This is a genomic window from Streptomyces sp. NPDC050674 (genome assembly GCF_040654575.1).
In the GTDB taxonomy this organism is placed as follows: Bacteria; Actinomycetota; Actinomycetes; order Streptomycetales; family Streptomycetaceae; genus Streptomyces.
This window is the reverse complement of the sequence record NZ_JBFAIG010000004.1, coordinates 151,293-163,019: the sequence shown is the minus strand read 5'-3', so window position 1 is coordinate 163,019 and position 11,727 is coordinate 151,293. Positions and strand designations below refer to the sequence as shown.

Sequence of the window (11,727 nt, the reverse complement as noted above, 5' to 3'; positions counted from 1 at the left end):
GCTCACGTGACCACCCCTGTCGTCTCTCTCGCCTACCACTCCGGCTACGGCCACACCGCCGTCATCGCCGAGGCCGTCCGGGCCGGTGCCGTCGCGGCCGGTGCCGAAGTGCACCTGATCAAGGTCGACGAGATCACCGAGGAGCAGTGGGCGATCCTCGACCGCTCGGACGCCATCGTGTTCGGCTCGCCGACCTACATGGGCACCGCGTCCGGCGCCTTCCACGTCTTCGCGGAGGCCACGTCGAAGCGCTGGGCGACCCAGGCCTGGAAGGACAAGCTGGCCGCGGGCTTCACCAACTCCGCGTCCAAGAGCGGCGACAAGCTGCATACCCTGCAGTACTTCCAGATCCTCGCCGGTCAGCTCGGCATGCACTGGGTCAGCCTCGGTCTGCTCCCGGGCTGGAACAGCAGCACCGGCTCGGAGCACGACCTGAACCGTCTCGGGGTCTTCGTGGGCGCGGCCGCTCAGACCAACGCCGACGAGGGTCCGGAGGCCGTCCACAAGGCCGACATCGCCACCGCCGAGCACCTGGGCCGCCGGGTGACGGAGACGGCCAGGGTGTTCCTCAAGGGCCTGGCCGCCGCCTGAGTGTCGTGAGGGGCGTCAGTAGCCGAAGTTCTGCGTCCACCAGGGGCCGCCGGAACCGAACTCGACACCGACGCCGAGCGTCTTGAAGTCGCAGTTCAGTATGTTCGCGCGGTGGCCGGGGCTGTTCATCCAGGCGTCCATCACGGCCGCGGCGTCGGCCTGGCCGCGGGCGATGTTCTCGCCGCCGAGGTTGGATATCCCGGCCTTCTCGGCCCGGTCCCACGGCGTGCGGCCGTCCGGGTCGGTGTGGTCGAAGAAGCCGCGCGCGGCCATGTCCTCGCTGTAGCTCTGGGCCAGGCCGGTCAGGGCGCTGTTGGCGGCGACCGGGCTGCAGCCCACCTTGGCCCGCTCCTCGTTCACGAGGCTGAGGACCTGGGCTGCGGCGGCGGACTCGCCGGACAGGGCGGCGGAGGCGCCGGACTTCCTCGGCGCCTTCGTGGCCGTGCGCGAGGGGGTGTCGGCCGGCTTCTCGCTCGGGGTGGCCGCCGGCGCCTTCTTCTCCGGAGCCTTCTCCCGCGCCTTGTCCGTCTTCTCCGGCTTCTCCGGCGTCTTGGTCGGCGCGGCCGACGACTTCGAGGCGGACGGCGACGGCGAGACCGAACGCTGGGCGTCCCGGCTGGTGGGCGCGTCGTCCCGGCTGTCGGCGCTGCCCGAGGTGCCGCCCTGCTCGATCGGGGAGTTCGTCGGCGTGTCCCCGGCCTGGACCTTGTCGGCCCCGCCGCCCCCGCCGAGCTTGTAGTTGTCGAGGCCGGGCACGGCGCCCGTGGCGACCGCGACCGTGCCGAGGGCGACGGCGGCGGAGACGCCGAGCAGTCCGGTGCGCACCGGCCGGGCGGTCTTCTTGCGGCGGCGGTGCGACCCCGCCCGCCGGGTGCCGCCGTCCGGCGTGAAACCGTCGCCGGCGAAGCCGTCCGGCGTGAAGCCGTCGCTCGCGAAGCCGTCACCGGCGAAGACGGCCGTGTCGTCGAAGCGGTCGGCCGCGGCGGACGCCTCCGACCCGAACAGGTAGGCCTCGCTCCGGGCGTGGGTGTCGGCGTACGCCTCCGGGTTCAGATAGGGCGCGATGCCCATCGTCGGGGCGTCGTCCGCGCCGGAGCGCAGCGGATCGCGGACCTCCGCGAAGCCGTCGGTGTGGGTGCTCCCCGTGGCGCGGCCCGTGGCGGCGCGGCCGGCGTCCGAGCGTCGGTGGCGTCCCATGTCCTGGCCTTCCTCGTCCTGTCGGTCGACTCGTCCTCGAGATCAACACCAAACTCACTCGATCGTGTGAGTTTCATATGAGATTCGTTGAGGGGGGACGGTACCTCATGGCGCAAGTGGAGGAAGTGCCCGGAGGGAGATTGGGCGGTTAGGTTGCAGTCATGAGCGAGGATGTGCGATTGGTCGCCTGGGTGCGTGGACGCGTCCAAGGTGTGGGTTTCCGCTGGTTCACGCGGGCGAAGGCATTGGAGATCGGCGGCCTGAGTGGCTTTGCTCTCAATTTGGGCGACGGGCGGGTCCAAGTGGTCGCCGAGGGCGGTCGCGAGGGCTGCGAGGGGCTGCTGGAGTGGCTCCGCAGCGACGACACGCCCGGGCGCGTGGACGGCGTCACCGAGATCTGGGACACACCGCGCGGCGGCTACGAGGGCTTCGCCGTCCGCTGATCACTCACGCCGGGCGGCTGCCGAGGCCGCCCGGGGGCGGGGCCCGGGCGGCCGCTCCGAACGGAAACTTGCTGGTGATTGCCAGAACCGCTTGCCTGGGCAGGCTCCACACGCAAGGATGATCGCCACGCCCCGAGGGCCCCGCAGAAGCCGCAGTACGGCCGGTCCAGGCCGCGCGCGCCCGGGTCACCCCCCAATACGGGGCGTGATCGTGTTGACCGTCAAACTTTTTGGTGAGACGCTGAAAGCCCCGCGCACCTTAGCTGTTTGGCATGGCTGAACGGCAGCACAACTCCAGGCCCTGCCAAGACCGCGGGTGCGAATCCCTCACGACCCACACCGCAGCGGTCGGTCACGCATTGTGGAGGACCATCCATCATGGCAAAGGCGCTTCTCGGTTACGTCGGCGGCTCCGACCCTCGACTCCTCGCCGAGATGCGACGGCTCCAGCAGCGCGTCCAGGACCTGGAATCCGAGCTCGGACGAATCCAGGCGGAGAACGAAGCGCTGACGGCTGCCGCTTCTCACGACAGGATCATGGAGAGCGTTGACGCACACCAGGCGGAGCCTGCGCTCACCTGATCACTGCACCGCTCCACAAAAGCACAGCAGTGGTTGGGCCGCCCGTCACAACCGCCTAGTTGTCAGAAGTGCAAGGGACGCCCTGTCGGCGTCCCTTCTTTCTTGCCCCCGCATCCTTTCACCGTCTTTAACGTCTGATGTGCCCTGCGCGTTCAGCGGCGAAACCGCGGGTTCATGGAGTGAGACCGACCCGGGCGGTAGAGTCCGGCGGCGTGCACCTCAAGGCCCTGACCCTCCGCGGGTTCAAGTCGTTCGCCTCTGCGACCACCCTCCGGTTCGAGCCGGGGATCACGTGCGTCGTCGGACCGAACGGCTCGGGCAAGTCCAACGTCGTCGACGCGCTCAGCTGGGTCATGGGCGAGCAGGGCGCCAAGTCGTTGCGCGGCGGCAAGATGGAGGACGTCATCTTCGCCGGGACCACCGGCCGCCCCCCGCTGGGCCGCGCCGAGGTGTCCCTGACCATCGACAACTCCGACGGGGCCCTGCCCATCGAGTACGCCGAGGTCACCATCACGCGGATCATGTTCCGCAACGGCGGCAGCGAGTACCAGATCAACGGGGACACCTGCCGTCTCCTCGACATCCAGGAACTGCTCTCCGACTCCGGCATCGGCCGAGAGATGCACGTGATCGTCGGGCAGGGCCAGCTCGACTCCGTGCTGCACGCCGATCCCATGGGCCGCCGCGCCTTCATCGAGGAGGCGGCCGGCGTCCTGAAGCACCGCAAGCGCAAGGAGAAGGCGCTGCGGAAGCTGGACGCGATGCAGGCCAACCTCGCCCGCGTGCAGGACCTCACCGACGAACTGCGGCGACAGCTCAAGCCCCTCGGCCGCCAGGCCGCCGTCGCCCGCAGGGCCGCCGTCATCCAGGCCGACCTGCGCGACGCCCGTCTGCGCCTCCTCGCCGACGACCTCGTCCGGCTCCGGGAGGCCCTGGACGCCGAGGTCGCCGACGAGGCCGCGCTGAAGCAGCGCAAGGAGGACGCCGAGCAGCAGTTGCGCAGAGCGCTCCAGCGCGAGGCCCTCCTGGAGGACGAGGTACGGCAGCTCACCCCGCGGCTCCAGCGCGCCCAGCAGACCTGGTACGAGCTCTCCCAGCTCGCCGAACGGGTGCGCGGCACGATCTCGCTCGCCGACGCCCGCGTGAAGAGCGCCACCTCCGCGCCGCCCGAGGAGCGGCGTGGCCGCGACCCCGAGGACATGGAGCGCGAGGCCGCCCGCATCCGTGAGCAGGAGGCCGAGCTGGAGGCGGCCCTGGAAGCGGCCGAACGCGCCCTGGAGGACACGGTTGCCCACCGTGCCGAGCTGGAGCGCGCGCTCGCCCAGGAGGAGCGGCGCCTGAAGGACGTCGCCCGCGCCATCGCCGACCGGCGCGAGGGCCTGGCCCGGCTCAGCGGCCAGGTCAACGCCGCCCGTTCCCGTGCGGCCTCCGCCCAGGCCGAGATCGAACGCCTGGCCGCCGCCCGCGACGAGGCGAAGGAACGTGCCGTCACCGCCCAGGAGGAGTACGAGGCCCTCAAGGCCGAGGTCGACGGTCTCGACGCTGGTGACGCGGAACTCGCGGACCGGCACGAGGAAGCGAAACAACGGCTCACCGAGGCCGAGGCCGCCCTCACGGCGGCCCGCGAGGAGGCCACGGCGGCGGAGCGGAAACGCGCCGCCACCCAGGCCCGCCACGAGACCCTCGCCCTCGGCCTGCGCCGCAAGGACGGCACCGGGATACTGCTCGCGGCCAAGGACCGCCTCTCCGGCCTGCTCGGCCCGGCGGCGGAGCTCCTGACGGTGGCCCCGGGCCACGAGATCGCTCTGGCAGCGGCGCTCGGGGCGGCGGCGGACGCGGTCGCAGTGACCAGCCCGTCGTCGGCCGCGGACGCGATCAGGCTCCTGCGCAAACAGGACGGAGGCCGGGCGACTCTGCTCCTGGCGGGTGATGCTCACCCCAGGGGCGCGGAGAACCGCGCGGCCGGCCACGACGAACCGGCAGACGCGCGGCACACCTACGCCGCGGACATGGTCCGCGGCCCCTCCGACCTGATGCCGGCCGTCCGCAGGCTCCTGCACGGCATCGTCGTCGTCAGCACCCTCGAAGACGCCGAAGCCCTCGTCTACGCCCACCCCGGCCTCACCGCGGTCACCGCCGAAGGCGACCTCCTGGGCGCCCACTTCGCCCACGGCGGCTCCGCCGGCGCACCCAGCCTCCTGGAGGTGCAGGCCTCCGTCGACGAGGCGGCAGCGGAGCTGGAGGAGCTCGCCGTGCGCTGCGAGGAGCTCACCGAGGCCCAGCACGCGGCCGTCGACCGACGCAGGGACGCCGCCGCGCTGGTCGAGGAGCTGGGGGAGCGGCGCCGGGCCGCCGACCGGGAGAAGTCCGCCGTCGCCCAGCAGCTCGGACGGCTCGCGGGCCAGGCGCGCGGGGCCACCGGCGAGGCGGAGCGCGCCACCGCCGCCGCGGCCCGGGCGCAGGAGGCCCTGGACAAGGCGCTCGAGGAGGTCGAGGAACTCGCCGAGCGGCTCGCCGTCGCCGAGGAGATGCCGATCGAGGAGGAGCCCGACACCTCCGCGCGCGACCGGCTCGCCGCCGACGGCGCCAACGCCCGCCAGACCGAGATGGAGGCCCGCCTCCAGGTCCGTACCCACGAGGAGCGCGTCAAGGGCCTGGCCGGGCGGGCCGACTCGCTGGACCGGGCCGCCCGCGCGGAGCGTGAGGCACGCGCGCGTGCCGAGCAGCGGCGGGCCCGGCTGCGGCACGAGGCGGCCGTCGCCGAGGCCGTCGGCTCGGGTGCCCGGCAACTGCTCGCCCACGTCGAGGTCTCCCTGGCCAGGGCCGACGAGGAGCGCACCGCGGCCGAGGCCGCCAAGGCCCGCCGGGAGCAGGAACTCGTCCGTGCCCGCACCGAAGGGCGCGATCTGAAGGCCGAGCTCGACAAGTTGACGGATTCGGTCCACCGTGGCGAGGTACTCGGCGCCGAGAAGCGGCTGCGCATCGAGCAGCTGGAGACCAAGGCGCTGGAGGAGCTGGGTGTCGAACCGGCCGGGCTGGTGGCGGAGTACGGTCCGCGTCAACTCGTGCCGCCCTCGCCCCCCGCCGAGGGCGAGGAGCTGCCGGAGGACCCGGAGCACCCGCGCAACCAGCCCCGGCCGTATCTCCGGGCCGAGCAGGAGAAGCGCCTGAAGGCGGCCGAGCGTGCCTACCAGCAGCTCGGCAAGGTGAATCCGCTCGCCCTGGAGGAGTTCGCGGCGCTGGAGGAACGCCACCAGTTCCTCAGCGAGCAGCTGGAGGACCTGAAGAAGACGCGGGCGGATCTCCTCCAGGTGGTGAAGGAGGTCGACGAGCGCGTCGAGCAGGTCTTCACCGAGGCCTACCGCGACACCGCCCGGGAGTTCGAGGGCGTCTTCAGCCGGCTGTTCCCCGGCGGTGAGGGGCGGCTGGTGCTGACGGACCCCGACAACATGCTCACCACGGGCGTGGACGTCGAGGCGCGTCCGCCGGGCAAGAAGGTCAAGCGGCTGTCGCTGCTCTCGGGCGGGGAGCGGTCGCTGACGGCGGTGGCGATGCTCGTGTCGATCTTCAAGGCACGGCCCAGCCCGTTCTACGTCATGGACGAGGTCGAGGCCGCCCTCGACGACACCAACCTCCAGCGGCTCATCCGGATCATGCAGGAGCTCCAGGAAGCCTCCCAGCTGATCGTGATCACCCACCAGAAGCGCACGATGGAGGTCGCCGACGCGCTCTACGGCGTCTCCATGCAGGGCGACGGTGTGTCGAAGGTCATCAGCCAGCGCCTCCGCTAGATGCGTGGGCTGTACACCCGTCTCACCTGCGGCTCCTCAGTGACTTCAATTCTTGAACACATAGCTGACACACTCCTGCATCGGAATCACAGGAGCCGCCTATTGACTTCGAAACTTGAAGACATAGTCTCGGCAACGTTCCTTTTACCTTCAGGTACCTTCAGGTGGACCTCGAAGGGCTGACCCCCTCCGGCAGCGTTGCCGGTGGCCCGAGGAGTACACGTGACCAGCACAGCGCAGGCACCCAAGTCCGGAGCCAGAACGGCTCACCCCGATCATCTCGGGCACGTCATCTTCATCGCGGCGGCGGCCGCCATGGGCGGTTTCCTCTTCGGCTACGACAGCTCCGTGATCAACGGCGCCGTCGAGGCCATCCGCGACCGCTACGACGTCGGCTCCGCGGCCCTCGCCCAGGTCATCGCCATCGCCCTCATCGGCTGCGCCATCGGTGCCGCCACCGCCGGCCGCATAGCCGACCGCATCGGCCGTATCCGGTGCATGCAGATCGCCGCGGTGCTCTTCACCATCAGCGCCGTCGGCTCCGCCCTGCCCTTCGCGCTGTGGGACCTCGCCTTCTGGCGGGTCGTCGGCGGCTTCGCCATCGGCATGGCCTCCGTGATCGGCCCGGCCTACATCGCCGAGGTCGCCCCGCCCGCCTACCGCGGCCGGCTCGGCTCCTTCCAGCAGGCCGCGATCGTGATCGGCATCGCCGTCTCGCAGCTGGTCAACTGGGGTCTGCTGAACGCCGCCGACGGTGACCAGCGCGGCAAGCTGATGGGCCTGGAGGCCTGGCAGGTCATGCTCGGCGTCATGGTCGTCCCGGCCGTCCTCTACGGGCTGCTGTCCTTCGCCATCCCCGAGTCCCCCCGCTTCCTCATCTCCGTCGGCAAGCACGAGCGCGCCCGCGAGATCCTCACTGAGGTCGAGGGCAAGGACGTGGACCTCGACGCCCGGGTCGCCGAGATCGAGGGCGCCATGAAGAGCGAGCACCGGTCGAGCTTCAAGGACCTGCTCGGTGGCGGCTTCTTCTTCAAGCCGATCGTCTGGGTCGGCATCGGCCTGTCGGTCTTCCAGCAGTTCGTCGGCATCAACGTCGCGTTCTACTACTCCTCGACGCTGTGGCAGTCGGTCGGTGTCGACCCGACGGACTCGTTCTTCTACTCCTTCACCACGTCGATCATCAACATCCTCGGCACCGTGATCGCGATGATCTTCGTCGACCGCGTCGGACGCCGACCGCTCGCGATCATCGGCTCGGTCGGCATGGTCATCGGCCTCGCGCTGGAGGCCTGGGCGTTCTCGCACCACCTGGTCGACGGCAAGCTGCCGGCCACGCAGGGCTGGATCGCCCTGATCGCCGCGCACATCTTCGTCCTCTTCTTCGCCCTGTCCTGGGGCGTGGTCGTCTGGGTCATGCTCGGCGAGATGTTCCCCAACCGGCTCCGTGCCGCCGCCCTGGGCGTGGCCGCCGCGGCGCAGTGGATCGCCAACTGGGCCATCACCGCGAGCTTCCCGTCGCTGGCCGACTGGAACCTCTCCGCGACGTACGTGATCTACACCGCGTTCGCCGCGCTCTCGATCCCGTTCGTGCTGAAGTTCGTCAAGGAGACGAAGGGCAAGTCCCTGGAGGAGATGGGCTAGGCCCGTCCCGCGTACTCGGGGAGAAGGCCAAAGTCCCCGCTGCCCTCTCCCCGTAACCCGCCACCGCCCCGGTTCGGCCACTGCCCGAGCCGGGGCGGTGGTCCGTCTCGGCAGACGATGAGGCCGGCCCGCTCAGCCTCCCAGGCCCGGCAGTACCCGCTCGCAGAACAGCTGCAGACTCCGCCACCCCTCCTCCACCGGCATCCCGCCCGCCAGCGGATGCACGACATAGGAGTCCAGGCCCAGGGACACGCACTGCTCCGGCGCGAGGATCCGGTACACCCCCTCCGCGCGCAGCTCCTCGACCGTCGTCGCGGCCGACCTCACCGCCGAGCGCACCCCGCCCGCCTGCCAGGCGGCGTACGTCCGCGCCTCGTGCAGGAAGTGCCGCCCGTAGCGCGCCCAGGCCCGGTCCGGGTCCTCGGCCACGTGCAGCAGGGGCGTCTCGGCGGCCGGCATCATCACCCAGCCCTCGGTGCCGTACTCGACGAGCAGCTCCTTGTAGTACGCCTCCAGCTCGGGCAGATGGGCGCTGGGGAAGAAGGGCAGGCCGAGCCGGGCGGCGCGGCGGGCGGCGGCCCGGGACGAGCCGCCGACCAGCAGCAGCGGGTGCGGTTCGGTGCAGGGCCGCGGCGTGACGCGGACCGTGCGGCCCCGGTAGGAGAAGGGCTCGCCCGTCCATGCCTTCGGCAGCGTCTCCAGCAGCTCGTCCTGGAGCCTGCCGCGCCGGGCGAAGTCCACACCGAACAGGTCGTACTCCTGCGGCCGGTACCCGATCCCGGCGACCGTCACCAGCCGTCCGCCGCTCAGCAGGTCCAGCACGGCGATCTCCTCGGCCAGCCGCAGCGGGTCGTGCAGCGGGCCGATGATCGCGGAGACGGTGACCACGATCCGCCGGGTGGCGCCGAAGACGGCTCCCGCGAAGACGAACGGCGACGGCAGCCAGTTGTTCCCGGCCCCGTGGTGCTCCTCCGTCTGCACGGTGCTCACGCCCCGGTCGTCGGCGTACGCGGCCATCTCCAGGGCCGCCCGGTACCGGGCTCCGAGCTCGGCGGGGCCGGCCCCGGGAGCGACGAGGTTGAACCGTACGACCGTGACGGGCATGGGCGTCTCCCTCCGCCGGGCGGCGTGTCGGGAGGACGGTAGCTGACGTAGCGTCAGACAACCAGGGGTGGGGAGATCGGGCGGCCCTCGGCCTTCCGGGGCGGTGCGAGCAGGGTGACCCGGGGCCCCATGACTGATACTGGACGCGTTATGGACATCGTCATCCTTGCTGTAGTCATCGCCGTGGTCGTGATCGGCGCGCTCGGCGGGCTCGTCGTCGGCAGCCGGCGCAAGAAGCAGCTGCCCCCGCCCCCGCCCGCAGCGCCCGACATCACCGCCCCACCGGCCGAGCCGCACGTCGGCGAAGAGGCCGAGACGCCGCGGGAGGAACCGCGGCGCACGATAGAGGAGGTGGATCTCCCGGACGGCTCGGCTCCGGTCGTAGTCGAGGAGCCGCCCGCCGAAGCGCCCGCGATCGAGATCCCGGAACCCACCGCCGGCCGGCTGGTCCGGCTGCGGAGCCGGCTCTCCCGCTCGCAGAACGCCCTCGGCAAGGGCTTGCTCACCCTGCTGTCGCGTGAGCACCTCGACGAGGACACCTGGGAGGAGATCGAGGACACGCTGCTCACCGCCGACGTCGGTGTGCAGCCCACCCAGGAACTGGTCGACCGGCTGCGCGAGCGCGTGAAGGTGCTCGGCACCCGCACCCCCGAGGAACTGCGCACCCTGCTCCGTGAGGAACTGGTCACGCTGGTGGGCCGCGACATGGACCGGGCGGTGAAGACCGAGCCCGAGGACCGCAAGCCCGGCATCGTGATGGTCGTCGGCGTCAACGGCACCGGCAAGACCACCACCACCGGCAAGCTCGCCCGCGTCCTGGTCGCCGACGGCCAGAGCGTGGTCCTGGGCGCGGCGGACACCTTCCGGGCCGCCGCCGCCGACCAGCTCCAGACCTGGGGCGAGCGCGTGGGCGCCCACACCGTGCGCGGGCCGGAGGGCGGCGACCCCGCCTCCGTGGCCTTCGACGCGGTCAAGGAGGGCAAGGAGATGGGCGCGAACGTCGTGCTCATCGACACCGCCGGCCGCCTGCACACCAAGACCGGCCTCATGGACGAGCTCGGCAAGGTCAAGCGGGTCGTCGAGAAGCAGGCCCCGGTCGACGAGGTGCTGCTCGTCCTGGACGCCACCACCGGCCAGAACGGCCTCGTCCAGGCCCGGGTCTTCGCCGAGGTCGTCAACATCACGGGCATCGTGCTCACCAAGCTCGACGGCACGGCCAAGGGCGGCATCGTGATCGCCGTCCAGCGTGAGCTGGGCGTCCCGGTCAAGCTCATCGGGCTCGGCGAGGGCGCGGACGACCTCGCGCCGTTCGAGCCGGAGGCGTTCGTTGACGCCCTTATCGGAGAGTGAGCTCGGCACCCGCCGAGGTTTCACCCGCGAAAGCCGCACGCGCACAGCGAAGCGCCCGCCCCGGGGTCCGGCCGGGGTCGGGCGCTTCGCTGTGTGTTCCCTGCCGCGACCAGCTAGGCCCGTGAGCGGTGGGCCACGTACGCCAGCGTGCCCAGCACCAGGCGGGCCTCCGGCGGGCGGGACGCCGAGTCCAGGGCGGGGGAGCGCAGCCAGCGCACCGGGCCCAGGCCGCCCCGGTCGGACGGCGGCGCGGTGATGTGCGTGCCCGGGCCGAGGCCGCGCAGGTCGAGGGAGTCCGGGTCGTCCCAGCCCATGCGGTAGAGCAGACCGGGCAGGTCGGCGGCGGCGCCGGGGGCGACGAAGAAGTGCGCACGGCCGTCGGGGGTCGCGGCGACCGGGCCGACGGGCAGGCCCATGCGCTCCAGCCGGGCCAGTGCCCGGCAGCCGGCGGGCTCCGCGACCTCGATGACGTCGAAGGCCCGGCCCACCGGCAGCATCACCGAGGCGCCGGGGAATTCGCCCCATGTCTCGGTCACGTCGTCCAGGGTGGCCCCGGCGGCGATCACCGGGGCGAAGTCCAGCGGGTGCGCGCCCGGTGCCGGGCAGTCGCCGCGACCGCAGGAGCAGGCACCGGCCGAGGCGCGGGCGCCCGGCACCACGTCCCAGCCCCACAGCCCGGTGTACTCGGCCACGGCCGTGCCGTCCGACGCGCGGCCGCGGCGGCGTGAGCCGGACCGGATGTCGCGCATGCCTCGGCTGATGCCGATCGTGAAGCCCATGCCCCCTCCAACGGGTCCGTCACGCCGGTGGTTACGCTGCGGACGCGATGCGTGACTCTCTGTTTCCGCCTTCCCGGTGACGGACGGTTCAGTCGGCGCCCGGATGCGCCCGAGGTGGTGTGCCCGGCGACGCGCGCCCCCGAGTGCATCGCTGCACCCGCTCTTGGTCGTGCTGTGTCAAGTGAATCGCGCCCAGCCGTACAGGAGTTCATTCGATGGGGTGGCGAATGGTGGCGTTTCCGTGTGAGC

Annotated in this window: 9 protein-coding genes; 6 read left to right on the top strand and 3 right to left on the bottom strand. The window is 71.6% G+C overall.

Annotated elements, in window-relative coordinates; translation table 11 throughout:
* The first annotated feature begins 6 nt into the window (after positions 1 to 6).
* Complete coding sequence (locus AB0I06_RS09405; RefSeq protein WP_363118164.1) at positions 7 to 591, top strand: flavodoxin family protein; 585 nt, start codon at positions 7 to 9, stop codon at positions 589 to 591.
* Between the two features lie 15 nt (positions 592 to 606).
* On the opposite strand, the gene AB0I06_RS09400 is transcribed toward AB0I06_RS09405, so the two are convergent.
* Entirely contained in the window at positions 607 to 1,788 is a 1,182-nt protein-coding gene (locus AB0I06_RS09400) for a CAP domain-containing protein (RefSeq protein WP_363118163.1), read from the bottom strand.
* A gap of 161 nt (positions 1,789 to 1,949) precedes the next feature.
* Here AB0I06_RS09400 and AB0I06_RS09395 point away from each other — a divergent pair, with 161 nt between their 5' ends.
* The 4 genes from AB0I06_RS09395 to AB0I06_RS09380 all read left to right on the top strand — a co-directional run bounded on the left by AB0I06_RS09395 (position 1,950) and on the right by AB0I06_RS09380 (position 8,245).
* A complete protein-coding gene (locus AB0I06_RS09395; protein ID WP_363118162.1) occupies positions 1,950 to 2,231 on the top strand; it encodes an acylphosphatase in 282 nt (93 codons plus the stop codon).
* A gap of 378 nt (positions 2,232 to 2,609) precedes the next feature.
* Positions 2,610 to 2,813, top strand: coding sequence for a hypothetical protein (locus tag AB0I06_RS09390; RefSeq protein WP_030852030.1), 204 nt, complete (start codon positions 2,610 to 2,612; stop codon positions 2,811 to 2,813).
* A gap of 212 nt (positions 2,814 to 3,025) precedes the next feature.
* Positions 3,026 to 6,604 carry a chromosome segregation protein SMC gene (gene smc, locus AB0I06_RS09385; protein WP_363118161.1) on the top strand — a complete coding sequence of 1,193 codons (3,579 nt, stop codon included), beginning with the start codon at positions 3,026 to 3,028 and terminating at the stop codon, positions 6,602 to 6,604.
* A gap of 222 nt (positions 6,605 to 6,826) precedes the next feature.
* The gene (locus AB0I06_RS09380; protein ID WP_363118160.1) at positions 6,827 to 8,245 is read left to right on the top strand and encodes a sugar porter family MFS transporter; all 1,419 of its coding nucleotides are present in this window, start codon (positions 6,827 to 6,829) and stop codon (positions 8,243 to 8,245) included.
* Between the two features lie 132 nt (positions 8,246 to 8,377).
* On the opposite strand, the gene AB0I06_RS09375 is transcribed toward AB0I06_RS09380, so the two are convergent.
* The gene (locus AB0I06_RS09375; RefSeq protein ID WP_363118159.1) at positions 8,378 to 9,349 is read right to left on the bottom strand and encodes an LLM class flavin-dependent oxidoreductase; all 972 of its coding nucleotides are present in this window, start codon (positions 9,347 to 9,349) and stop codon (positions 8,378 to 8,380) included.
* Between the two features lie 150 nt (positions 9,350 to 9,499).
* Between AB0I06_RS09375 and ftsY the strand changes: the two genes are divergently transcribed.
* On the top strand, positions 9,500 to 10,699 hold the full coding sequence (gene ftsY / locus AB0I06_RS09370) for a signal recognition particle-docking protein FtsY (protein WP_363118335.1): 1,200 nt from the start codon (positions 9,500 to 9,502) through the stop codon (positions 10,697 to 10,699).
* Positions 10,700 to 10,812: 113 nt separating this feature from the next.
* Here ftsY and AB0I06_RS09365 read toward each other — a convergent pair whose 3' ends face one another.
* Complete coding sequence (locus AB0I06_RS09365) at positions 10,813 to 11,478, bottom strand: bifunctional DNA primase/polymerase (RefSeq protein WP_363118158.1); 666 nt, start codon at positions 11,476 to 11,478, stop codon at positions 10,813 to 10,815.
* Between the last annotated feature and the right edge of the window lie 249 nt (positions 11,479 to 11,727).

What these genes read in the sequence shown, in the direction of transcription:
- AB0I06_RS09390 (WP_030852030.1), top strand. Translation starts at nt 2,610, where the DNA reads ATGGCAAAGGCGCTTCTCGGTTACGTCGGCGGCTCCGACCCTCGACTC.
- ftsY (WP_363118335.1), top strand. Translation starts at nt 9,500, where the DNA reads ATGGACATCGTCATCCTTGCTGTAGTCATCGCCGTGGTCGTGATCGGC.
- AB0I06_RS09375 (WP_363118159.1), bottom strand. Translation starts at nt 9,349, where the DNA reads ATGCCCGTCACGGTCGTACGGTTCAACCTCGTCGCTCCCGGGGCCGGC.
- AB0I06_RS09400 (WP_363118163.1), bottom strand. Translation starts at nt 1,788, where the DNA reads ATGGGACGCCACCGACGCTCGGACGCCGGCCGCGCCGCCACGGGCCGC.
- AB0I06_RS09365 (WP_363118158.1), bottom strand. Translation starts at nt 11,478, where the DNA reads ATGGGCTTCACGATCGGCATCAGCCGAGGCATGCGCGACATCCGGTCC.
- AB0I06_RS09395 (WP_363118162.1), top strand. Translation starts at nt 1,950, where the DNA reads ATGAGCGAGGATGTGCGATTGGTCGCCTGGGTGCGTGGACGCGTCCAA.